The organism is Bacillus sp. ISL-4 (assembly GCF_018613275.1).
Taxonomy (GTDB): domain Bacteria; phylum Bacillota; class Bacilli; order Bacillales; family DSM-1321; genus Peribacillus; species Peribacillus simplex_E.
This window is the reverse complement of sequence record NZ_JAGGQN010000012.1, coordinates 36,407-59,189: the sequence shown is the minus strand read 5'-3', so window position 1 is coordinate 59,189 and position 22,783 is coordinate 36,407. Positions and strand designations below refer to the sequence as shown.

The following is a 22,783-nucleotide window of genomic DNA, read 5'->3' as shown; positions in this document are numbered from 1 at the left end:
TATTTGAAAGTATTGGAATATCCATATTGCGAATGGCGTTATAAGCATGTCATGTTCTACCTTGTCCGTTTTCTTCATACATTTTGGTATGAAGGGGGCGTAAAAAATGAATAATAAATGGAAGCAGATAGTTGCGATAAGTGCCATTGCAGGTATATCATGGTTATTAGTGCAAAATCCATATACACAAGTTTATTTGACCCAATTAACCAATGATTCAGTTGCTTCAATGAAGCAAGAAGACGAGCTTCTTTTACAAATAAAAGAATCAACAAAAAAATATGAGATTGCACCACAGGATGCACGAATAGATTCTGTTTGGAAAACCGTTCCTGCATATAACGGCCTGAAGGTAAATATTGATGAATCGTATAAAGCCATGAAGAAGGAGGGCGTGTTCGATAAGGATAAGCTGGTATTTCAGCAGGTCCCTGCAAAGATTCATATGGAGGATCTGGATCCGGCTCCGATTTACCGGGCCCACCCCGAAAAGCCAGTTGTTTCATTTTTAATCAATGTGGCCTGGGGGAATGAATATTTACAAGATATGTTAGCCGTGTTAAAAAAGAATAATGTCAAGGCCACTTTTTTCCTTGAAGGGAATTGGACCAAGAAAAATCCTGATTTGGCCAAGATGATTAAGGGCGGCGGGCATGAAATTGGAAATCATTCTTATTCACATCCCGATATGAAAAACATATCCGCACAAGCTACACGTGAGGAAATTCGAAAAACGAATGAAGTCATTGAAGCGGTGACAGGTTTGAAAATGAAATGGTTCGCACCACCAAGTGGAAGCTACCGGGATGAAACGGTGAAAATCGCGGATTCTTTCGGTATGGAGACCGCCATGTGGAGTGTGGATACGATCGACTGGCAAAAGCCAAGCCCTGAAGTCCTTCAACAAAGAGTGCTTTCTAAGATACACCCTGGAGCATTTATATTGATGCATCCGACGGAATCTACTGCAAAATCATTGGAGACGTTAATAATTGAAATAAAAAAGAAAGATTTAGATGTTGTTACCGTTTCGGAAGCAGTAGATGAAGAGCGATCGAATCCATAAAAAACATTGGTAACGATAGCAGCATAGAATGATTGGGAGGAATGTTAGTTGATTAAGAAATACACGTGTCAAAATGGAGTTAGAATTGTATTGGAAAATATTCCAACTGTACGCTCAGCAGCAATTGGAGTATGGATCAAAACAGGTTCAAGAAATGAAACACCAGAATTGAATGGGGTTTCACATTTCCTGGAGCATATGTTCTTCAAAGGGACAACCACGAGAAATGCGCGTGAAATTGCCGAGTCGTTCGATAGTATTGGCGGACAGGTGAATGCATTCACTTCAAAAGAATATACATGCTACTATGCTAAAGTAATGGATAACCATGCAAGCTATGCGCTGGAAATCCTTGCTGATATGTTCTTCAACTCAACATTTGATGGGGAAGAATTGAAAAAAGAAAAAAATGTCGTCTACGAAGAAATCAAAATGTACGAAGACACACCCGATGACATCGTCCATGACCTATTAAGCAAGGCGGTATATGAAAACCACCCCCTTGGCTATCCTATACTTGGGACGGAAAATACGCTTGAAACCTTCAATAGTGATACATTAAAAAAATACGTCCATGACATGTATACACCCGATAAAGTAGTAGTGTCCATTGCTGGGAATGTGGATGAAAAATTGATTCAGGAAGTCGAAAACTACTTTGGCTCGTATCAAGGAGGGGAAGACCGTCTTGAATTGGTCAAACCTTCCTTCCATGAAAATAGGATTACCCGTAAAAAAGATACAGAACAAGCCCACTTATGTCTTGGTTACAATGGGTTGGAAATCGGCAATGATAAAACATACAGCCTGATTACCTTAAATAATATTCTTGGAGGGAGCATGAGTAGCCGCCTATTCCAGGACGTCAGGGAGCAACGCGGCCTGGCCTATTCCGTTTATTCCTATCATTCCAGCTATCAAGATAGCGGTATGGTGACAGTATATGGGGGGACAGGCACAAACCAGCTTGACAGCCTGTATGAAACCATTCAGGAAACATTGGATACTTTAAAAAGGGATGGCATTACGGAAAAGGAATTACGGAATAGTAAAGAGCAACTTAAAGGAGGTTTGATGCTCAGCCTTGAAAGCACGAATAGCCGCATGAGCCGGAACGGAAAAAATGAGCTAATGTTGGGTGAGCACCGTTCCCTTGATGATATAATCATCAAGATTGACGAAGTGACAGAGGATACCGTCAATGAATTGGCAAATCAGATCTTTACGAAACATTCCTTGTCATTAGTGAGTCCGCTGGAAAACTGGGACAAATAATAACGACTAAGTCTGAACCTTCCTTTTATTAAAGGGAGGTCAGGCTTTTTTTCTTTGAATGTGGGAGGGTCCAGTGTTTTGGACAATATTTGGATAAATGCCTTCTAAGTTTACCTTTTTCGGATATAGATTGAATAGAAGGCGAAAAAGGGGGAACCAAATTTGAGGTTAAGCGAACTGAGCGGTAAGGAAATAGTCGATGTGAATAGGGCAGAAAGATTAGGAATCCTTGGTCAGACGGATTTGGAAATAGATGAAACTGGACAAATTACCTCGTTGATCATCCCATCTGTTAAATGGTTTGGTCTTTTAAGGAATGGCAGTGAAATAAGAGTGCCATGGGATCACATAAAAAAAATCGGTGCGGATATGGTCATCATTGATTTTCAAGAAGGACTTTCACTAAAAGACGGAGAGCAAATGGACGGATAATGGCGCTCGCGCCTACTCCTTGGAATTTCTCGAAATGCAATCCCGAAAACGCCTTAGCTGGCAATAGCTAAGGCGTTTTTTGATTTCTTATCACCGTTTTTTAACTAAAAACATAAGATGGCAGGGTAACTAGAGAATGTAGCAAAAACCGAATTGCTTCCTGAAGGGATTGTATCACGGGGCAAGGAATGTTTAGGATCTTTTATATAAAGAAGGTGACGGTTTTAATGCTCACAGGCATGCAAATCGCTGTAATTGGTGGAGATGCGCGTCAGCTTGAAGTTGTCCGTAAACTGACGGAGCTTGATGCAAAGCTATTATTGGTAGGTTTTGAACAGCTTGACCATGCTTTTACCGGAGCGGTTAAGGAAAAAATGGAAGATATAAATTTCAAGGAACTAGACTCCGTTATTTTACCTGTCAGGGGCACGGATTCAGATGGGAAAGTAGAAACGATTTTTTCCAGTGAAGAGGTTGTTTTAACTGAAGAAATGATAAAAAAGACCCCGGCACATTGCACTTTTTATGCAGGAATCAGTAACGATTACCTCGATGAGATATTCAAGAGAGTGGATCGCAAACTCGTACTATTGTTCGAACGTGATGATGTGGCTATTTATAATTCGATTCCCACCGTTGAGGGTGCAATCATGATGGCCATTCAACATACGGATTTTACGATCCATGGATCGAATGTAGCCGTTCTTGGACTGGGAAGGGTCGGTATGAGTGTAGCCCGGTCATTCCATGCACTGGGAGCAAAAGTGAAGGTGGGGGCAAGAAAAAGCGAGGATATTGCGAGGATCAGTGAAATGGCATTAGCCCCTTTTCATTTAAATGATCTTGCTGCTGAAATGAAAAATGTTGATATATGTATCAATACGATTCCTTTTCCGATAATTACCGCACAAGTTATAGCTAAAATGCCCGTTCATACATTAATCATCGACCTTGCTTCAAAACCGGGAGGAACGGATTTTCGTTACGCTGAAAAAAGGGGAATTAAGGCGCTGTTGGCACCAAGCCTGCCGGGTATAGTTGCCCCGAAAACAGCTGGTCAGATATTAGCGAATGCACTGGGACTATTGATACAAGGCGAGTTCACGAAAAGGAAGGGGAAAATGATATGATTCTCAAAGGTAAACGGATTGGTTTCGGATTAACAGGATCACATTGCACATATGATGAAGTGTTCCCGGAAATAGAAAAACTTGTAGATGAAGGGGCGGAAGTCATTCCAATCGTAACATCGACAGTTCAAAACACGGAAACCCGTTTTGGAAAGGGCGAGGATTGGGTAGAAAGAATAGAAAAATTGACGGGGAATCATGTCGTTGATACAATCGTCAAAGCAGAGCCTTTAGGACCTAAATTGCCACTTGATTGCATGGTGATCGCTCCTTTAACGGGTAACTCAATGAGTAAGATGGCAAATGCTCTTACCGATTCGCCAGTACTTATGGCTGCAAAAGCGACGATGAGAAATCACCGTCCAGTCGTGGTCGCCATATCAACAAATGATGCACTGGGGTTAAATGGTGTCAATCTAATGAGGCTAATGGCTGCAAAAGATATTTATTTCGTTCCATATGGCCAGGATAATCCCACAGGCAAACCAAGTTCCATGGTTGCAAGGATGAGCATGATAAGGGATACGATCATAGCTGCATTGGAAAGGGAACAGATTCAACCTGTCATCGTCGAAAGGTTCAAGGATGATTTAGTCTGAGCAAGTATTTCTGCCTCCCTTCCGCATTCTAACGACTGACATATATGCATAAATTTGTAGGTTGAAGTTATGAAAAACCACTCCACTACCAGAATATTTTGTTAAAGTGCGACCCTTTGGAATGTTAATGTGATAAAATAAATGATATTCTGAACAAGAAGCAGTAAATCCAATAAATAACTAATTTAAGAGATAGAAAAGGAGTATGGATAAATGACTGAGACACAGGGATTGCGTATTGCAGTTGTGGGAGCAACTGGAGCAGTAGGACAACAAATGATTTCAACACTCGAACAAAGGGACTTACCGATTAAGAAAATCATCTTTTTATCATCGGCTCGTTCCGCTGGAATCAAACTTACATTTAAGGGCGAAGAAATCGAAGTGCAGGAAGCAAAACCTGAAAGCTTTGAAGGCATCGATATCGCTTTATTCAGTGCTGGAGGAAGCGTGTCTAAGGAATTGGCTCCAGAAGCAGTGAAACGCGGTGCGATAGTAGTGGATAATACGAGTGCATTCCGCATGGATGAAAATGTGCCGCTAGTCGTTCCTGAAGTAAATGAAGAAGACTTGAAACAGCATAATGGGATCATTGCAAACCCGAATTGTTCAACTATCCAAATGGTTGTGGCATTAGAACCTATCCGCAAGACATACGGCTTATCAAAAATTGTCGTTTCCACCTATCAGGCAGTCTCGGGTGCAGGTGCAGCAGCGATAAATGAATTAAAGGAACAGGCTCGCGACTTGCTTGATGAAAAAGAAATAGATCCGAAAATTTTACCGGTAAAAGGGGACGAAAAGCATTATCAAATCGCATTTAACGTCATTCCCCAAATCGATAAATTCCAAGATAACGGGTACACATTCGAAGAGATGAAAATGATTAATGAAACAAAGAAAATCATGCATATGCAAGACCTTCCAGTGGCTGCAACTTGCGTGAGGCTTCCTGTTGTAACAGGTCATTCGGAATCTGTATACATTGAAGTTGAAAAAGAAGGCATAGCGGCTTCTCATATCAAAGATTTAATGAAAACGGCACCTGGAATAGTGTTAGAAGATGATCCTGAGCAACAAGTTTACCCTACGCCTGCTTCATCCGTCGGAAAGAATGATGTATTCGTCGGTCGGATTCGCAAAGATTTGGATGAAGATAAAGGCTTCCATTTATGGGTGGTTTCCGATAATCTATTAAAAGGAGCAGCTTGGAATTCCGTTCAAATTGCTGAGAGCCTTTTAAAATTAGGTTTGGTTACCGTTAAGTAATAATTTATTTTTAATGAACTAGATAGAAAATTAAATTCCAATAGGATAGAGAGTTTTTGTCAGCTTCCCGGATTGGGAAGCTGGCTTATATTTGGGGTGCATATTATGAAAATTATCGTCCAGAAGTACGGTGGTACATCCGTTCGCGATGAGGAAAGCCGTTCATTTGCCAAGGGGCATATTGAAAATGCGATTAAAGAAGGCTATAAAGTGGTGGTTGTGGTTTCAGCAATGGGAAGAAAAGGCGATCCTTATGCAACGGATACCTTACTTTCCCTAGTAAATGGAGCGAAGGCCAGCCTTTCAAAACGGGAACAGGATTTACTTATGTCAGTTGGAGAAACAATATCATCTGTCGTATTTACGAACATGCTCTTGGAACATGGTATTGATGCGGTCGCTTATACTGGAGCTCAAGCGGGATTCTTGACGAATACCGACTATTCAAGTGCGAAAATTATCGAAATGAAATGCGACCGTCTCATGAAAGAGCTTGAGGTGAAGGATGTAATCGTTGTAGCAGGCTTCCAGGGAGCGGCTAAAAACGGGGACATCACGACCATCGGCCGTGGTGGAAGTGATACTTCAGCCGCTGCATTAGGTGCGGCATTGCAAGCTGAACGGGTTGATATTTTTACGGATGTGGAAGGAATCATGACGGCAGATCCACGTATTGCCGATCAAGCTCGTCCATTATCAATCGTTTCATACACGGAAGTTTGCAATATGGCATATCAAGGGGCGAAGGTCATTCATCCGAGAGCTGTTGAAATTGCAATGCAGGCGAAAGTCCCGATTCGGATAAGGTCAACATACAGCGAAGGTTTGGGGACCCTTGTTACAAGCATGAACAAGGGAAGCCAGGGCAGTGACATACGAGAAAGGCTCGTGACCGGGATTGCCCATGTACCAAAGATCACTCAAATCAAGGTCCGTGCGAAAAAAGATCAATATAATCTTCAGGCAGAAGTTTTCAAAGCAATGGCCAATGCCTCTATTTCAGTGGACTTTATAAATATATATCCAAGCGGCGTAGTGTATACCGTTTCGGAAGAGATGACAGAACTTGCCCTCTCGATTTTGGCCGAGCTTGGTCATGAACCGGTCATTGAAAGAAATTGTGCCAAGGTTTCAGTAGTCGGTGCAGGTATAAATGGAGTGCCAGGCGTTGCAGCGAAGATTGTCACAGCGCTTTCCGAAAAGGAAATTGCCATTCTTCAGTCAGCGGATAGCCATACGACAATTTGGGTACTCGTAAAAGAGGAAGATTTAATAGAAGCTGTTAATTCCCTGCACTATGCATTTCAATTGCATGAAAGGGAAGTCCAATGATCTGGTTTTTTAATGAATAAAGGTTTTAAAAATTAAAGAGGTGTTAGATGATGATATTTGGTAGAGTATCAACCGCAATGGTCACCCCTTTCGATGGCAAGGGAAATGTCGATTTTCAAAAGACGACTTCATTGGTTAATTACTTATTAACGAATGGAACCGATTCGCTTGTGCTTTCGGGAACGACAGGGGAATCCCCGACTTTATCTTCGGAGGAGAAAATTGCGTTATTGCGTCATGTTTCTAAGGTTGTTGAAAAACGTGTGCCCATCATCATGGGTACAGGAAGCAACAATACGTATGCTTCCATCGAGTTGACAAAAAAAGCGGAACAAAATGGCGCCGATGCGATAATGCTGGTGGCCCCGTATTATAGTAAAACGAATCAAGAAGGTCTGTACCAGCATTTTAAGGCTATTGCAGCTAGTACGACTCTCCCTGTTATGGTATATAATATCCCTGGGCGCGCTTCAATTAACATTGAACCGGAAACGATCATCCGCCTTTCAAAAATTCCTAATATCGTAGCCGTTAAGGAAGCGAGCGGGGATTTAAACGCTATGACCCAAATCATAGCCGGCACGGATGAAGATTTTGCGTTATATAGTGGGGACGACGCTTTAACACTCCCAGTATTGGCGATTGGTGGTGTGGGTGTAGTTTCGGTTGCTTCACATATTGCTGGTAATGAGTTGCAGAAAATAGTGGAGGCCTTCATCAGTGGGAATTTGAAAGAGGCAGCCAGGCTGCATCAGGAACTGTTACCGCTTATAAAAGGTTTATTTGCAGCGCCAAGCCCTGCACCTGTTAAAACAGCGCTTCAGTTAAATGGAATTGACGTTGGCTCGGTGAGACTTCCAATCGTGCCATTGACGGAACAGGAACGCCTTGCATTAACCAAGGTATTAAATAAATAAAAAGACACGGAACAAGCTGATCGTTGAAGATTGGCTTGTTTTTACATAATGATGTATATGAATGGGATATCCTTTCCGATTTCGGGATGAAAATATTTGAATTTTTTTATTATCAATCGAAACTGGATAAAAGTACAAAGGATCTCTTACATAATAGGTTGTTTTTTTGAATTAAATGAAAAAGTCCCTCTGAAAATGGTAAGTGTTGTCATGTTTTTTAAACATCGGTTATAATGAATTCATTGGGAAATTATGAACGGGAATTTTTAAGGAGGATATTCGATTGGGTAAAGATAAAAATAATGGAATAAAAGTCATTTCTCTTGGAGGACAAGGGGAACTTGGTAAAAATATGTACGTCGTTGAGGTGAACGAGGACATCTATCTTCTTGATGCAGGGTTAATGCTGCCAGAAGACGAAATGCTCGGAATCGATGCGGTTATCCCTGATATTTCTTATTTGATGGATAATAAGGAACGGGTGCAGGGGATATTCATTACCCATGGTCATGAAGATCATATGGGAGCGCTTGCTTATGTCTTGAAATATTTACCGGCACCTGTTTATGGAACAAAGCTTACACTAGCTTTAATTAAAACGAAATTAAAGGAAGATGGCTTTAACGGCAGGGCAACATTCACTGAAATCGATTCTGATTCTCTTTTAAGTTTCCCTCAAGCAGCCGTGTCTTTTTTCCGGACAAACCATAGTATTCCCGATTCTGTCGGAGTCGTGATCCACACTCGTGAAGGTGCAATCGTTTATACAGGGGATTTCAAATTCGATCAAGCAGCAACAGATCTATATAAACCGGAAATCGGTAAAATGGCTGGTATCGGTGAAGAAGGTGTCCTATGCTTGCTTTCGGATAGTACCGGTGCCGAGAGGCCAGGTTATACGACATCAGAAGCAGTTGTGGCTAAAGATATTACAGAGGTTTTTCATGCAGCCTCCGGAAGGATCATCGTAGCGTGCTTCGCTTCGAACATCAACCGGATTCAACATGTTTTCAACGCAGCGGCAGCTAGTCGCAGAAAAGTGGCAGTTGTAGGAAAAAGCCTGCAACGCGTTTATGAAACAGCCTTGAACCTTGGTTACTTAAAGGTCGAAGAAGAGCTGATAATCCCGATTAATGAAATTAGCCAGTATGACGACCGTGAAATCGTCGTGTTATCGACAGGTCATCAGGGGGAGCCCATTGCGGCACTTCAAAAAATGGCAAAACAGACCCACAAGCAGGTAACGATCAAAAAGGGAGACACAGTTTTGATCAGTGCATCACCCCTACAGGGCGGCGAACTTATTTTATCCAAAACCGTCGATTTGCTTTACAGGGTAGGTGCTGAAGTGGTATCTGCAAATAAATATAAAGTGCACGTAACAGGTCATGGCAGCCAGGAAGAACTTAAAATGATGATCAATTTGATGAATCCTAAATTCTTGATTCCTGTACATGGGGAATACCGCCATTTATATGCCCATCAAAAAGTTGGGGTTGCTGCGGGAATTAAACGTGAAAACATCATAATTGCCGAAAAAGGTGATGTCATCGAACTAAAGGGCAATAAAATGGGTCTTTCCGGCAAAGTCTCTGCAGGAAATATCTTGATAGATGGCAGCGGTGTTGGAGATGTGGGTAATATCGTTCTTCGTGATCGGCGCTTGTTATCCCAGGATGGCATTTTAATTGTAGTGGTCACGTTGAACCGTCAGGATAAAAGCATTGCAGCAGGACCTGAAATCATTTCAAGGGGCTTTGTATATGTTCGCGAATCTGAAAAAATGATTGGGGAAGCAACTGAGATAGTAAGTGAAATCGTAAAGAAAAATGGGTCGCGCCAACCTTTTGATTGGTCCACGCTGAAGCAGGAAATGCGTGATGCGTTAAACCAATTCTTCTATGAAAAAACGAAACGCCGCCCAATGATTTTACCAATAATCATGGAATATTAAGTAAGGAACCCCTGGTTTAAACAGTCAGGGGTTCTTTTTTCTGTGTCAAACCTCTTATATCTTGAAGAATGAAGTCCGAGACTCGAGACATAATAAAGCTATAGGCTTAAGAGAAAGGGGTTGGCATAGTGGATAATGCACCATTACCAAATGAAAATGAAGGCAAGCAAGAAGGTAAGAATTCAACTTTAATTGAAAAGATTCAGCAGCTGGGGGCTACTAATGTTCCGCAACTATCTCAGGACTCAAAAATCCATTGTTTGACGATCATTGGACAAATTGAAGGACATATGCAGCTGCCGCCTCAAAATAAAACAACCAAATATGAACATGTTATTCCGCAAATTGTGGCAATTGAACAAAATCCCAATATAGAGGGGCTGCTTGTCATTTTAAATACAGTCGGAGGAGATGTCGAAGCGGGACTAGCCATCGCAGAAATGCTGGCTTCCCTTTCAAAGCCATCCGTCTCGATTGTACTTGGGGGAGGTCACTCGATCGGTGTGCCGATTGCGGTTTCGTGTGACCATAGCTATATAGCAGAAACAGCAACTATGACGATTCATCCCATTCGTTTGACAGGGCTAGTCATTGGCGTGCCTCAAACCTTTGAATACTTAGATAAAATGCAGGAAAGAGTCATTAAATTTGTTACGCGGCACTCCAATGTTTCGGAAGAAAGTTTTAAGGAATTAATGTTTGCTAAGGGAAATTTAACCCGTGATATCGGCACGAATGTAATCGGGGCCGAGGCAGTTGAAATCGGTATGATCGATGATGTAGGAGGAGTAGGCCAGGCCATGAGGAAACTAAATAGCTTCATGGAAGAAAGAAGGCCAAAAATTGCCGGGGAAGAGGAGGGGCTTCTGCAATGACGCTTTATACGATCGTTCCTGAAGAAATAATTTTCCCCCATCACCATGAGAAGACGGCAAATTTAATAGAAATGATCTATAATGGTGTACATGTAATGGTTGAACATGACGGTGGCCGCACGTTTCGCATTGATCGAATTGTAAGCACGGATCCTGAAGATTATATGAATGTACACATTCAGCCGGGGGCTGTCATAAATGTGTTCGAACAGATGAATCATTAGTAAAAACGACTAACTGAGGTAAATTATGATATACTGGAATGAAAATCAGCAGCCGCTTGGCTGCTTTATTCATTATATGGGCAAAATGTTCGTCTTAATAATAAATGGTATATATAACAAGGACAGGTACATATATATTTGTTATAATCAGTGAGCGAACGTTTGTTTCGAGAAGGGAAATCATGTAGTGTTGTTGAATAGGAAAGTTAGAATAGTTTCATGAAGAATCAGGTGATATTATGGCAAAGAAGAAACGCAGAAAAAAGAATAGTACAGAGAAGTTAAAACTAACGCTTAAATTTGAATTGATCGGCCTCACTTTAATAGGCTTGGCCATCATTGCCATTGCCAAGCTTGGAGCAGTGGGAAACGGGACGGTCTTTTTAATCCGCTTCTTCATGGGGGAATGGTATATCCTCTTATTGTTAGGAGCAATTGCAGCTGGCTTCTATTTGATGATGAAGAGGGAGGTCCCTTACCTGTTAAAAAGGCAATTCGTCGGGATGTATTTTCTTGTCGCGAGCATGCTCCTGCTAAGCCATGTGACATTGTTTAACATGCTTGCAGATGGAGGACCGTTTACGAAGCCAAGCGTCATTTCGAATACATGGGAACTATTCTGGATGGAAGTGACCGGCAAGGCCAGCACAAAGGACCTTGGGGGCGGTATGATTGGAGCGATATTATTTGCAGCCTCATACTTTTTATTCGACGAAGCTGGATCGAAAATCGTTTCATTCCTTTTTATCATTGTAGGTGCCGTCCTATTGACCGGGAAAACGTTAGGTGAAACCCTCGGGAAGTTTTTCAAGGGTCTTGGCGGCTTTTTCAAAAAGCAATGGTCCGCATTCATAGATGATATGAAAACATGGAATGACGACAAAAAAGAAAAGAAAAAGAATCCCGTGAAAAAGAAGAAACGGGAAAAAGATCCGGTGGAGGAAACGGATCAGCCCCTTCATCAAGAAGAGGAAACACAGCAAATGGCGACCGAACGGATCATTTCCAGCTTTGCTGATAAAGCCTATAGCGACGAAAACGAAATAATTCCCGTAGTTACGGAACCTGCAGCTGAAAGTGCAGAGGAACAGGATGACGCCGTTCCGCCTATGGATTTTACGGAAGTGGAAAATAAAGAATATCTTTTACCGCCTCTTTCTTTGTTATTGCAGCCCAAAAAAACGGACCAAAGCGGAGAGTACCAATTGATCCATGAAAATGCGGCAAAACTTGAGCGCACCTTTCATAGCTTTGGAGTGAAAGCGAGGGTCACTCAAGTTCATTTAGGCCCAGCCGTAACCAAATATGAAGTCCATCCGGATGTAGGGGTGAAGGTCAGTAAAATTGTCAGCCTATCCGATGACTTGGCCCTTGCACTTGCCGCAAAGGATATTAGGATTGAAGCTCCGATTCCCGGAAAATCGGCTATCGGAATAGAAGTGCCTAACTCCGAAGTGGCAATGGTGTCATTAAGGGAAGTTTTAGAGGCCAAAGAAGTTGACAAGCCTGACGCAAAACTGCAAATAGGCTTAGGGCGGAATATTTCTGGTGAAGCGGTTAAGGCGGAGCTTAATAAAATGCCGCATTTACTAGTGGCTGGTGCTACCGGCAGCGGGAAATCCGTTTGTATCAACGGGATTATCACGAGTATTCTGATGCGGGCAAAACCGCATGAAGTGAAAATGATGATGATCGATCCAAAAATGGTGGAGTTGAATGTCTATAATGGAATTCCCCACTTACTCGCACCTGTAGTGACCAATCCAAAGAAAGCTGCACAGGCTTTGCAAAAAGTGGTCAGTGAAATGGAAAGGCGCTACGAGCTATTTTCTCATTCCGGTACCCGTAATATTGAAGGCTACAATGATTATATTAACCGGTATAACATTGAAGAAGATGCGAAACAACCGCTCTTGCCTTATATCGTAGTCATTGTCGATGAGCTGGCAGATTTGATGATGGTCGCCTCAAATGATGTAGAGGATGCCATCACACGGCTTGCACAAATGGCACGTGCCGCGGGCATCCACTTGATAATTGCCACTCAGCGGCCATCCGTAGATGTAATTACAGGGGTCATTAAAGCGAACATCCCATCTCGGATTGCTTTTAGTGTCTCATCAATGACCGATTCAAGAACGATCCTCGACATGGGCGGAGCCGAAAAACTGTTAGGACGAGGTGACATGCTCTTCCTGCCTGCAGGAGCTTCAAAACCGGTTCGCGTTCAAGGGGCCTTTTTATCCGACAATGAAGTCGAGGAAGTTGTCACATATGTCATTTCACAGCAAAAAGCACAATATAACGAAGAGATGATACCGGATGAAATTGCAGAAACTTCAAATGGTGAAGTCGAAGATAGTTTATATGGGGATGCGGTGTCCTTGATCGTAGAAATGCAGACTGCATCTGTTTCCATGCTGCAGCGCCGTTTCCGGATTGGCTATACCCGGGCAGCAAGATTGATTGATGAAATGGAAGCGAGGGGAATTGTCGGTCCATATGAAGGCAGTAAACCACGAAATGTATTGGTTACTAAAGATGAACAGGATGAAGCGCATTCATCATAGTTGAAAAAAAACCGGGCTGCAGCCCGGTTTTTTAATTATTCATCGCCTCGACTAAATGTTTAAGGCAAAAGTCGGTAATCATCGCTTCTTCATCTTCTTCTAAATCGAATTCGAGTGCGCCTTCGTTCCCTTTTTCAAAAATATCATATTTAATCAATTTGCCTATTTGTTCTTCCAATGCAAAAAGCACCCGGATATATAAACCATTTTCTGAAAAGAGCTCATCCTCTTCAGGCACTTCAATATCCAAGAACAACTCGTAACGTTCCCCGGACAAAATACCAAATGGATCATTCAATTTTTCGATCGTGTATTCTGTAATCTTTAACATCTTGTTTACATCCCTTCAAAGAAGATAAATCCTATTATACAGGAAAACATCATCTTGAACAGAGCGGCATTCATTTTGCATTTTCAAAATAAATTTATCTGATTTAGGAGAATAATCGTACAAATTCCTCGGCCATATCTAGATTGAAAGACACATGGAAGGGTAATTTCTCCTAAATTCTTTTAAAGTAAATAGTAAAACACTATTTATTTATATCAAAAAAAATGTTATATTATTTTCGATTAGTAGGAATGATTCAACATCAGAGGTCTGATGTCTTAAGAAATTAGCTGGGGGAAACTGTATGTCAATAAAATCAGATAGTCGACATTTATATTTGCAGGTCATTGATTACCTGAAGCAGGATATTGAAGCAGGAGTCTATCAGGAAAATGAAAAATTCCCTTCAGAATTCGATCTTGCAAAAAAATTGGGAGTGAGTAGGGCGACACTTCGAGAAGCGCTGCGAATTTTAGAAGAAGAAAACATCATCATTCGCCGCCATGGAGTTGGGACTTTCGTCAATCCGAAACCTCGGTTCACTTCAGGTATCGAGCAATTAAAAAGTGTCACGAACATGATTGAAGAGGCAGGAATGAAGCCGGGTACGATTTTCTTAAGCTCGACGGCCCAAGAACCTACAGAAGAGGATATACGCAGGTTTTCTTGTTCAACAGATGAACGCATCGTCATCATCGAGCGAGTAAGGACAGCGAATGGGGAGCCAGTTGTCTACTGTATTGACAAAATTCCTGAATCTATACTATCAGAAAATTTTGACCGTAATGATGAATCTCTTTTTGATATTTTGGAAAGAGATGCGCATCGGAAAATTACGCATGCCGTAGCTGAGATTGAGCCTATTGGATATCATGAGAAAGTTTCTCCTATCCTTAAATGCTCTCCAGAAGCCGCACTACTCGTTCTAAAGCAGATGCATCTGGATGATTGGGACCAGCCTATCCTGTATTCTGTTAACTACTTTAAAGCCAATATGTTTAGCTTTCATGTTCTTCGTAAACGTGTGTAGGCCTTGACTCTGCATACGGGTGAATGCAAGCGTTTGTTTTGATTCCGTAAAAGTCAAATCAAACGTATGCAAAAAAAATTAACGAGAATTGAAAACGCAAACATAAATGACTTTTCAGAACATTCCTGCTCAAAAATCTATGTAAATTAGGGGGATAAAAATTGAAAAAGCGCAAATTAGGTCTAGCTCTTTCACTTGTTCTTGCAGCCGGTACGCTACTAGGGGCATGTGGTAATTCAGAGAATGATGATAAAGAATCTTCAAATGGGAAAAACAAAGATAACTTCACGGTTGCGATGGTAACTGATACTGGCGGCGTGGATGACGAGTCGTTCAACCAATCGGCTTGGAAGGGTATTCAGGAATTCGGTAAGGACAATGGTTTGGAAAAAGGGAAAGATGGCTTTAACTACCTGCAATCTAAATCTGATGCTGACTACGCTAAAAACCTGAATACGCTTGTACGTGAAGATTACAAACTTATTTATGGTATTGGTTTTCTTTTAGCTGAAGCAGTTGGTGAAGTGGCTGACCAACGTCCTGATTCTAACTTTGCTATCGTGGATACTGTTGTTGATAAAAAGAACGTAGCCAGCATTAATTTTAAAGAGCAACAAGGATCATTCCTTGTAGGTGTAATTGCCGGATTGCAAACGAAAACAAACAAGGTCGGTTTTATCGGCGGTGTTGAATCTGAATTAATCAAGAAATTCGAAGTTGGCTTTAAGGCTGGGGTTTTATCTGTAAATCCGGATGCGAAAGTAGAAGTTAAATATGCCGGAGATTTCAATAAAGCAGACATCGGTAAATCCACTGCAGGCTCCATGTATTCCTCTGGTATCGATATCATTTATCATGCTGCTGGCGGAACTGGAAAAGGTGTATTCACTGAAGCTGTAGAGCAAAAGCAAAAAGATCCTAAGAGAGAAATCTATGTTATCGGTGTAGATAGCGACCAAGCTAAATTAGGGGCAGTTCCGGGAACTGACGACAATATCACACTGACTTCCATGCTAAAACGTGTTGACGTAGCAGTTAAAGACCTTTCCGAGAAAGCGAAAGAAGGAAAATTCCCAGGCGGAAAAGTAATTGAGTACGGTATCGAAGAAAATGGTGTAGGCATTTCCGATACAAAAGATAACGTAACAGAAGAATCTTTAAAAGCGGTCGAAGAGTGGACAGAAAAAATTAAATCAGGTGAATTCGTAGTTCCAGGTACGGATGAAGAATTCGAAAAACTTGGTTTATAAGCTGTGATGCCAGAAAGAATAGGGAGCAGAATTGCCCTCTATTCTTTCTTTTCCCAATAACTCTTTGCAACTGAAAAATATCGAATGAAAAACTATGATAGAATCGTAGTTTTTCATTTGGTTTTTTTAAAAAATCAATAAGTTAGTAGCAGCAATTAAATGATTTAAGAATATTTACACTCATTTTAGGAGTTGATAATACGTGGAATATGTAATTGAGATGCTCAATATCCGTAAGGAATTCCCCGGCATCGTCGCAAATGATAACGTTACCCTTCAGGTTAAAAAAGGGGAGATTCACGCATTATTAGGTGAAAATGGCGCGGGTAAATCTACTTTGATGAATGTTTTATTCGGCTTATATCAGCCTGAGCAGGGAGAAATCCGTGTGAATGGCAAGCCAGTCAAGATTACCAGTCCTAACATTGCCAATGATTTAGGGATTGGGATGGTCCATCAGCATTTTATGCTCGTTGACCCTTTTACAGTAACGGAAAATATCATTTTAGGAAAAGAACCTTCAAAAGCGGGTAAGATCGATTTGAAAGAAGCGAGCGAGGAAGTTAGGAAACTATCAGAACAATATCAGCTTCGTGTTGACCCCTACGCAAAAATTGCTGATATTTCAATAGGGATGCAGCAGCGTGTCGAGATTCTTAAAACGCTTTACCGTGGTGCGGAGATATTGATTTTTGATGAACCGACGGCTGTATTGACTCCTCAAGAAATCAAGGAATTGATATATATTATGAAAGCCCTTATCAATGAGGGTAAATCTATCATTTTAATTACACACAAACTTAAGGAAATCATGGAGGTTTGTGACCGGGTAACGGTTATACGCAAAGGACAAGGAATCGGTACAGTGAATGTCAACGAAACGAACCCTGACGAATTGGCCAGCTTAATGGTCGGTAGGGAAGTTCTATTCAAGACGGAAAAAACGGCAGCTACTCCTTCGGATGTAGTTCTCGAGGTTCGGGAACTGGAAGTCAAGGATTCCCGGGGCGTTTCAGCTGTTCGGAATTTGGAATTGACAGTCCGTGCAGGAGAAATTGTCGGTATCGCGGGTGTAGATGGGAATGGTCAATCCGAACTAATTGAAGCATTGGCTGGCCTAAGGAAGACAACAGCAGGTTCGATAAAGCTAAATGGAAAAGAGATCAGGAATCTTAAGCCGCGTAAAATCACTGAAGCAGGTGTCGGCCATATTCCAGAAGACAGACATAAGCATGGTTTGGTTCTCGATTACAGCATTGGGGAAAATATTGTCTTGCAAACCTACTATCAAAAGCCTTTTTCAAAAGCCGGTATCTTGAACTCAAAGAAAATCTTCGATAAAGCCCGTTCATTGATCAAAAGTTACGATGTTCGCACCCCTAGTGAATATACCCCGGCAAGGGCGCTTTCTGGAGGGAATCAGCAAAAAGCGATCATCGGCCGGGAAGTTGATAGGAACCCGGATTTATTGATTGCCGCACAGCCAACACGCGGGCTTGATGTCGGAGCGATCGAGTTTATCCATAAACGTCTAATTGAACAACGTGATGCAGAAAAAGCGGTACTTCTCATATCATTTGAATTGGAAGAAATCATGAATGTGAGCGATAGAATTGCCGTTATATACGAAGGGGAAATCGTCGCAATTGTCGATCCGAAGGAAACGACTGAACAGGAGCTTGGCCTTCTTATGGCCGGCAGTAAACGGACGGAAGCAGGTGGAAAACAAAATGTCTAAGTATTTATCTAAATTAACGAGTCCGTTAATAGCAGTTATCCTCGGCTTAGTCGTTGGGGCAATAATCATGTTAGTAAGCGGCTATGACCCAGTTGCCGGCTATGGCTCCATGATAAATGGAATTATAGGGGATTCTTATTATGTAGGTGAATCCGTCAGGACAATCATCCCTTATATCCTTGCTGGTTTGGCAGTGGCTTTTGCTTTCCGTACGGGCCTATTCAATATCGGTGTGGAAGGGCAATTAATTGTAGGCTGGCTGGCGGCAGTTTGGGTCGGAATTGCTTTTGATCTTCCAAGGATCATCCATTTGCCGTTGGCCATCTTAGCTGGTGCAGCTGCTGGAGCCTTGTGGGCATTTATACCTGGTTATTTAAAAGCTAAGTTCCGCGTACATGAAGTAATCGTTTCTATCATGTTGAATTATACAGCTTTATATGTGACGAATTATTTAATTAGAAATGTAATGACTGACAAACTGGATAAAACAGAAAGAATTGCTGATACAGCATCACTGCGGTCTCCTTTTTTCGAAAGCATTACGGATTTTTCCCGGATGCATTGGGGAATAGTGGTCGCGATTATTTGCGTAATCATCATGTGGTTCCTTCTTGAAAGGACAAAAACCGGCTTTGAACTGAAAGCGGTAGGTTTCAATCAGCACGCGTCCGAATATGCAGGGATGAGTGTAAATAAGAACATCATACTTTCCATGGTTATTTCAGGTGCGTTTGCAGGGCTTGCGGGTGCGATGGAAGGCCTTGGAACTTTCGGTTATGCCGCAGTCAAAGGCGGGTTCACAGGTATGGGATTTGACGGGATTGCAGTAGCCTTACTAGGAGCGAATACGGCTATTGGTGTCGTGCTGGCAGCCTTATTATTTGGGGGACTGAAAGCAGGTGCCTTAAATATGCCGCTAGAAACCGGCATACCAAGTGAAATTGTAGATATTGTCATAGCATTGATCATTTTCTTTGTCGCATCCAGTTATTTTATACGTTGGATTGCCGCTCGATTTAAGAAAGGGGTGAAATAAGTGGATTTTTACCAAGTATTACAAATTATTATTCCATCTATGATTGCTCTAGCTGCTCCACTTATTTTTACTTCACTCGGAGGAGTGTTTTCTGAACGGGCAGGCGTCATAAACATCGGTTTAGAAGGATTGATGGTCATTGGTGCCTTTACAGGGATTGTTTTTAACTTAATGTTTGCTGATGTATTTGGGGAATGGACTCCTTGGCTCGCAGTCTTGGCGGCAATGATTGCCGGCTTGCTGTTTTCCATTCTGCATGCTGTGGCATGCATTACGTTCAGGGCGGACCAAACGGTCAGTGGGGTCGCTATCAACTTGTTGGCAGTAGGTCTGACCATGTTTTTGGTGAAGCTGATTTTTGACAAAGGTCAAACTGATAGAATCACAGAAACATTCCCAAGGATTGATGTTCCGTTACTAAGTGATATTCCATTTATAGGACCCATCTTTTTCGCAAATGGTTATTATATCGTATATATAGCGATTCTAATATCCTTTGTCGTTTGGTACGTACTTTATAAAACACCATTCGGGTTAAGGATCCGTGCAGTGGGTGAGCATCCGATGGCTGCTGACACGATGGGTGTCAATGTTACGAAAATCCGCTATGCCGCCGTTTTATTATCAGGTGCTTTTGGCGGTATCGGCGGAGCGATTTATGCTACCATCTTTTCGAATGAATTCAATCATGCGACAATTAATGGTCAAGGTTTCATGGCCATTGCCGCCATGATTTTTGGTAAGTGGCACCCGATCGGGGCAATGGGTGCTGCGTTATTCTTTGGTTTGGCTCAAAGTTTAAGTATCGTTGGCTCGAGCCTTCCCTTCTTCAAGGATATTCCATCTGTTTACCTCTTGATCGCTCCTTATGTTCTGACGATCATTGCACTAACTGGTTTCATTGGACGTGCAGATGCTCCGAAAGCATCCGGACAGCCATACATCAAAGGGAAAAGATAAGTATTTAACCGGTCAGCAAACTTTGCTGGCCGGTTTTTTCTTTTGAGATTGAGCCATAAGTGATGGTGAGCTGATGAAATACCAAAAAAAGTAGCTGTAACTTGCATGATTTTTCCTTTCACATGTATATTTTAAGTAGATGTTTAAAAGGGTTCCAATCTACAAACAATAAGCTAATAAAGGTGATTTATATAATGAGGAGGATTATTCATGTCTATTGCTTCCGATACAATTACGGAAAAAAGCGGCTACAAGCTACATGTGGTCCAGACGGATAAATATAAAACGAATACTCTCGTGCTGAAGATGAAAGCCCCGTTGACAAAAGAGGACGTTACATATCGTGCATTGCTGCCATATGTGTTACAAAGCAATACAAGTAAATACCCTACAACACCCGAGTTTCGATCCTATCTTGATGATTTATATGGAGCAGGGTTTTATGTCGATGTAGCTAAAAAAGGAGAATATCAAATCATAAGTTTTACGATCGATATCGTCAATGAAAAATTCCTTAGTGATTCAACCCCGCTTCTCGAAAAGGCTTTTGGGTTATTATCAGAGGTGATCTTTAATCCGAAGAAGAACGGCGAAGCCTTTGATTCTAAAACGGTTTCCAATGAAATCCGTTCTTTAAAACAGCGGATTCAATCCATTTCCGATGACAAAATGCGATATTCAGCTACACGCCTTGTAGAGGAAATGTGCAAAAACGAACCATATGCTTTAGAAGCGAGCGGTAATCTTCAAGACTTGGAAACGATAACTCCAGAGTCCCTTTTCGCCTATTATAAAAAAGTGCTGACGGAGGATGAAATCGATTTATATGTAATCGGTGACATCAATGAATCGGAAGTGGAGGCTCTAGCTGACAAGTATGTGTCGTTGCAAGAACGAGTGACTGTGAGACTGCCAAGTAAGACGGGCAAGGTAGTGGAGAAGGAAAAAGAAATCATTGAGAATTCTGATGTGAAACAAGGGAAATTGAATATCGGTTATCGAACCCAAGTAGCATACGGTGATCCGGATTATTATGCTCTTCAGCTATTCAATGGGATTTTTGGTGGCTTTTCACATTCGAAACTTTTCATTAATGTCAGGGAGAAAGCCAGCCTTGCTTATTATGCAGCTTCAAGGCTCGAAAGTCACAAAGGACTTTTAATGGTCATGGCCGGCATTGAAAATGCCAACTACAAACAGGCATTGGATATCATTCATGCACAAATGAAGGAAATGAAGCAAGGGAACTTTTCCGAAGAAGAATTGGCACAGACAAAGGCGGTCGTTAAGAACCAACTCCTTGAAACCATTGACGTTTCGAGAGGACTTGTGGAAATTTTATATCATAATGTGGTTTCCGGTCAGGATATATCACTCGACGAGTGGTTTGCAAAGACAGAGCAGACCACAAAGGAAGAAATCATTGCAGTCGGTCAAAAGATTCAGCTTGATACGATTTATTTCCTAACGGAAGCGGAGGTGCAAGGGTAATGGAAAAAATAGCATTCACTCAATTGAAAGAAGAACTTTTCCATGAAAAAATGGATAATGGTCTCGAAGTATATATTCTTCCGAAAAGTGGGTTCAATAAATCATTTGCGACTTTCACGACGAATTATGGTTCAATCGACAACCACTTCAAACCATTGAATGGAACGGAATTCTCTAAAGTACCTGATGGGATCGCCCATTTTCTTGAACATAAGCTATTTGAAAAGGAAGATGGTGATGTTTTTCAGCAATTTTCAAAGCAGGGAGCATCTGCAAATGCCTTTACTTCTTTCACCCGTACAGCATATTTATTTTCTAGCACGTCCGATTTCGATAGGAATCTAACCACCTTAATTGACTTTGTCCAGGATCCTTACTTTTCGGAAAAGACGGTAGAGAAGGAAAAAGGAATCATTGGGCAGGAAATCAATATGTATGATGATAATTCAGACTGGCGATTATATTTCGGGACGATAGCCAATATGTATCATCAGCATCCAGTGAAAATCGATATTGCCGGTACTGTGGAATCCATTGCGGATATTACGAAGGATATGCTTTACGAATGTTATAATACGTTTTACCATCCTAGCAACATGCTCCTATTCGTTGTAGGACCGGTAGATGTCGAAAGCACCATGAAACTGATTCGGGATAATCAAAATAATAAAGGGTACAACGAACAACCTGCAGTGGAACGTAAATTTGACGAAGAGCCGGAAATCGTTGCCAAGGATAAGGAAGTCTTAAGGATGAATGTCCAGACACCAAAAGTGATGCTGGGCATCAAGGCCATCAACGTGCACCAATCCGGTTTACAGCTTTTGAAAAGGGAATTGGCGACCAATATTTATTTAGAAATGCTGTTTGGCAAGAGTTCACCTTTGCATGAGGAGCTATATGAGGAAGGGTTGATCGATCAAAGCTTCTCTTATGATTATACACAGGAACAAGGTTTTGGGTTTGCGTTAATTGGCGGGGACAGTGCCAAACCTGATGAGTTGACGGAGTCTTTATTTGGTATCCTGCAAAAATCAATAGCCGGAACCGGCCTGAATGAAGAAAGCCTGCAAAGGACAATCAAGAAAAAAATCGGTTCTTTCCTTCGTTCCCTGAATTCGCCGGAATATATAGCGAATCAATTCACCAGATATGCATTCAATGATATGAACTTGTTCGATGTTGTATCGGTATTGGAAAAACTAACGATCGAAGATATCAGGGAGGTCGCCAAGGACTTAATATCCGATCAACGGATGACTGTCTGCCAGGTACTTCCTAAATAATATAAAGGGGGCGGCAAT

Annotated in this window: 20 protein-coding genes; 19 read left to right on the top strand and 1 reads right to left on the bottom strand. The window is 41.6% G+C overall.

Annotated elements, in window-relative coordinates:
• Positions 1 to 106: 106 nt before the first annotated feature.
• From J7J00_RS09660 to J7J00_RS09605, 12 genes are all read left to right on the top strand, one after another.
• Positions 107 to 1,066, top strand: coding sequence for a polysaccharide deacetylase family protein (locus tag J7J00_RS09660; RefSeq protein ID WP_076366451.1), 960 nt, complete (start codon positions 107 to 109; stop codon positions 1,064 to 1,066).
• A 48-nt stretch (positions 1,067 to 1,114) separates the two neighbouring features.
• Positions 1,115 to 2,341, top strand: a complete 1,227-nt coding sequence (locus J7J00_RS09655) for a M16 family metallopeptidase (RefSeq protein WP_214790207.1) — start codon at positions 1,115 to 1,117, stop codon at positions 2,339 to 2,341.
• A 162-nt stretch (positions 2,342 to 2,503) separates the two neighbouring features.
• Positions 2,504 to 2,773 (top strand): YlmC/YmxH family sporulation protein, encoded by a 270-nt coding sequence (locus tag J7J00_RS09650; RefSeq protein ID WP_076366447.1) that lies wholly within the window; start codon positions 2,504 to 2,506, stop codon positions 2,771 to 2,773.
• A gap of 227 nt (positions 2,774 to 3,000) precedes the next feature.
• Positions 3,001 to 3,903, top strand: a complete 903-nt coding sequence (dpaA, locus tag J7J00_RS09645) for a dipicolinic acid synthetase subunit A (RefSeq protein WP_098370984.1) — start codon at positions 3,001 to 3,003, stop codon at positions 3,901 to 3,903.
• Positions 3,900 to 4,502, top strand: a complete 603-nt coding sequence (locus J7J00_RS09640) for a dipicolinate synthase subunit B (RefSeq protein ID WP_214790205.1) — start codon at positions 3,900 to 3,902, stop codon at positions 4,500 to 4,502. The genes dpaA and J7J00_RS09640 overlap by 4 nt, the downstream gene beginning before the upstream one ends.
• Positions 4,503 to 4,715: 213 nt before the next feature.
• Positions 4,716 to 5,771: an aspartate-semialdehyde dehydrogenase gene (asd, locus tag J7J00_RS09635; protein WP_214790203.1), complete on the top strand. Its 1,056-nt coding sequence runs from the start codon at positions 4,716 to 4,718 to the stop codon at positions 5,769 to 5,771.
• Positions 5,772 to 5,876: 105 nt separating this feature from the next.
• Complete coding sequence (dapG, locus tag J7J00_RS09630; RefSeq protein WP_214790201.1) at positions 5,877 to 7,103, top strand: aspartate kinase; 1,227 nt, start codon at positions 5,877 to 5,879, stop codon at positions 7,101 to 7,103.
• A gap of 47 nt (positions 7,104 to 7,150) precedes the next feature.
• Complete coding sequence (gene dapA / locus J7J00_RS09625) at positions 7,151 to 8,020, top strand: 4-hydroxy-tetrahydrodipicolinate synthase (protein ID WP_098370980.1); 870 nt, start codon at positions 7,151 to 7,153, stop codon at positions 8,018 to 8,020.
• Between the two features lie 283 nt (positions 8,021 to 8,303).
• Positions 8,304 to 9,974, top strand: coding sequence for a ribonuclease J (locus J7J00_RS09620; protein WP_098370979.1), 1,671 nt, complete (start codon positions 8,304 to 8,306; stop codon positions 9,972 to 9,974).
• 191 nt (positions 9,975 to 10,165) lie between these two features.
• Positions 10,166 to 10,849, top strand: coding sequence for a ClpP family protease (locus tag J7J00_RS09615; protein ID WP_396020531.1), 684 nt, complete (start codon positions 10,166 to 10,168; stop codon positions 10,847 to 10,849).
• Positions 10,846 to 11,073, top strand: coding sequence for a YlzJ-like family protein (locus tag J7J00_RS09610; RefSeq protein WP_098370978.1), 228 nt, complete (start codon positions 10,846 to 10,848; stop codon positions 11,071 to 11,073). Before J7J00_RS09615 ends, J7J00_RS09610 begins: the two co-directional genes overlap by 4 nt.
• A 239-nt stretch (positions 11,074 to 11,312) precedes the next feature.
• Positions 11,313 to 13,643 (top strand): DNA translocase FtsK, encoded by a 2,331-nt coding sequence (locus J7J00_RS09605; RefSeq protein ID WP_214790199.1) that lies wholly within the window; start codon positions 11,313 to 11,315, stop codon positions 13,641 to 13,643.
• A gap of 31 nt (positions 13,644 to 13,674) precedes the next feature.
• On the opposite strand, the gene J7J00_RS09600 is transcribed toward J7J00_RS09605, so the two are convergent.
• Positions 13,675 to 13,974 (bottom strand): DUF6509 family protein, encoded by a 300-nt coding sequence (locus J7J00_RS09600; protein ID WP_214790197.1) that lies wholly within the window; start codon positions 13,972 to 13,974, stop codon positions 13,675 to 13,677.
• Positions 13,975 to 14,278: 304 nt separating this feature from the next.
• Here J7J00_RS09600 and J7J00_RS09595 point away from each other — a divergent pair, with 304 nt between their 5' ends.
• The 7 genes from J7J00_RS09595 (at position 14,279) to yfmH (ending at position 22,765) form a co-directional block, all read left to right on the top strand.
• Entirely contained in the window at positions 14,279 to 15,004 is a 726-nt protein-coding gene (locus J7J00_RS09595; protein WP_192204071.1) for a GntR family transcriptional regulator, read from the top strand.
• A gap of 161 nt (positions 15,005 to 15,165) precedes the next feature.
• Complete coding sequence (locus J7J00_RS09590) at positions 15,166 to 16,254, top strand: BMP family lipoprotein (RefSeq protein ID WP_214790195.1); 1,089 nt, start codon at positions 15,166 to 15,168, stop codon at positions 16,252 to 16,254.
• 202 nt (positions 16,255 to 16,456) lie between these two features.
• A complete protein-coding gene (locus tag J7J00_RS09585; RefSeq protein WP_214790193.1) occupies positions 16,457 to 17,992 on the top strand; it encodes an ABC transporter ATP-binding protein in 1,536 nt (511 codons plus the stop codon).
• Positions 17,985 to 19,028, top strand: a complete 1,044-nt coding sequence (locus J7J00_RS09580) for an ABC transporter permease (protein WP_144478563.1) — start codon at positions 17,985 to 17,987, stop codon at positions 19,026 to 19,028. The genes J7J00_RS09585 and J7J00_RS09580 overlap by 8 nt, the downstream gene beginning before the upstream one ends.
• Entirely contained in the window at positions 19,029 to 19,988 is a 960-nt protein-coding gene (locus J7J00_RS09575; RefSeq protein ID WP_094246576.1) for an ABC transporter permease, read from the top strand.
• A gap of 210 nt (positions 19,989 to 20,198) precedes the next feature.
• Positions 20,199 to 21,479: an EF-P 5-aminopentanol modification-associated protein YfmF gene (gene yfmF, locus J7J00_RS09570; protein WP_214790191.1), complete on the top strand. Its 1,281-nt coding sequence runs from the start codon at positions 20,199 to 20,201 to the stop codon at positions 21,477 to 21,479.
• Entirely contained in the window at positions 21,479 to 22,765 is a 1,287-nt protein-coding gene (gene yfmH / locus J7J00_RS09565; RefSeq protein WP_214790189.1) for an EF-P 5-aminopentanol modification-associated protein YfmH, read from the top strand. Before yfmF ends, yfmH begins: the two co-directional genes overlap by 1 nt.
• Positions 22,766 to 22,783 lie beyond the last annotated feature (18 nt).

Bases quoted from the DNA above. Each gene is read 5' to 3' on its own strand.
- J7J00_RS09660 (WP_076366451.1), top strand. From the start codon at position 107: ATGAATAATAAATGGAAGCAGATAGTTGCGATAAGTGCCATTGCAGGT.
- dpaA (WP_098370984.1), top strand. From the start codon at position 3,001: ATGCTCACAGGCATGCAAATCGCTGTAATTGGTGGAGATGCGCGTCAG.
- J7J00_RS09640 (WP_214790205.1), top strand. From the start codon at position 3,900: ATGATTCTCAAAGGTAAACGGATTGGTTTCGGATTAACAGGATCACAT.
- asd (WP_214790203.1), top strand. From the start codon at position 4,716: ATGACTGAGACACAGGGATTGCGTATTGCAGTTGTGGGAGCAACTGGA.
- dapG (WP_214790201.1), top strand. From the start codon at position 5,877: ATGAAAATTATCGTCCAGAAGTACGGTGGTACATCCGTTCGCGATGAG.
- dapA (WP_098370980.1), top strand. From the start codon at position 7,151: ATGATGATATTTGGTAGAGTATCAACCGCAATGGTCACCCCTTTCGAT.
- J7J00_RS09610 (WP_098370978.1), top strand. From the start codon at position 10,846: ATGACGCTTTATACGATCGTTCCTGAAGAAATAATTTTCCCCCATCAC.
- J7J00_RS09605 (WP_214790199.1), top strand. From the start codon at position 11,313: ATGGCAAAGAAGAAACGCAGAAAAAAGAATAGTACAGAGAAGTTAAAA.
- J7J00_RS09600 (WP_214790197.1), bottom strand. From the start codon at position 13,974: ATGTTAAAGATTACAGAATACACGATCGAAAAATTGAATGATCCATTT.
- J7J00_RS09595 (WP_192204071.1), top strand. From the start codon at position 14,279: ATGTCAATAAAATCAGATAGTCGACATTTATATTTGCAGGTCATTGAT.
- J7J00_RS09580 (WP_144478563.1), top strand. From the start codon at position 17,985: ATGTCTAAGTATTTATCTAAATTAACGAGTCCGTTAATAGCAGTTATC.
- yfmF (WP_214790191.1), top strand. From the start codon at position 20,199: ATGTCTATTGCTTCCGATACAATTACGGAAAAAAGCGGCTACAAGCTA.
- yfmH (WP_214790189.1), top strand. From the start codon at position 21,479: ATGGAAAAAATAGCATTCACTCAATTGAAAGAAGAACTTTTCCATGAA.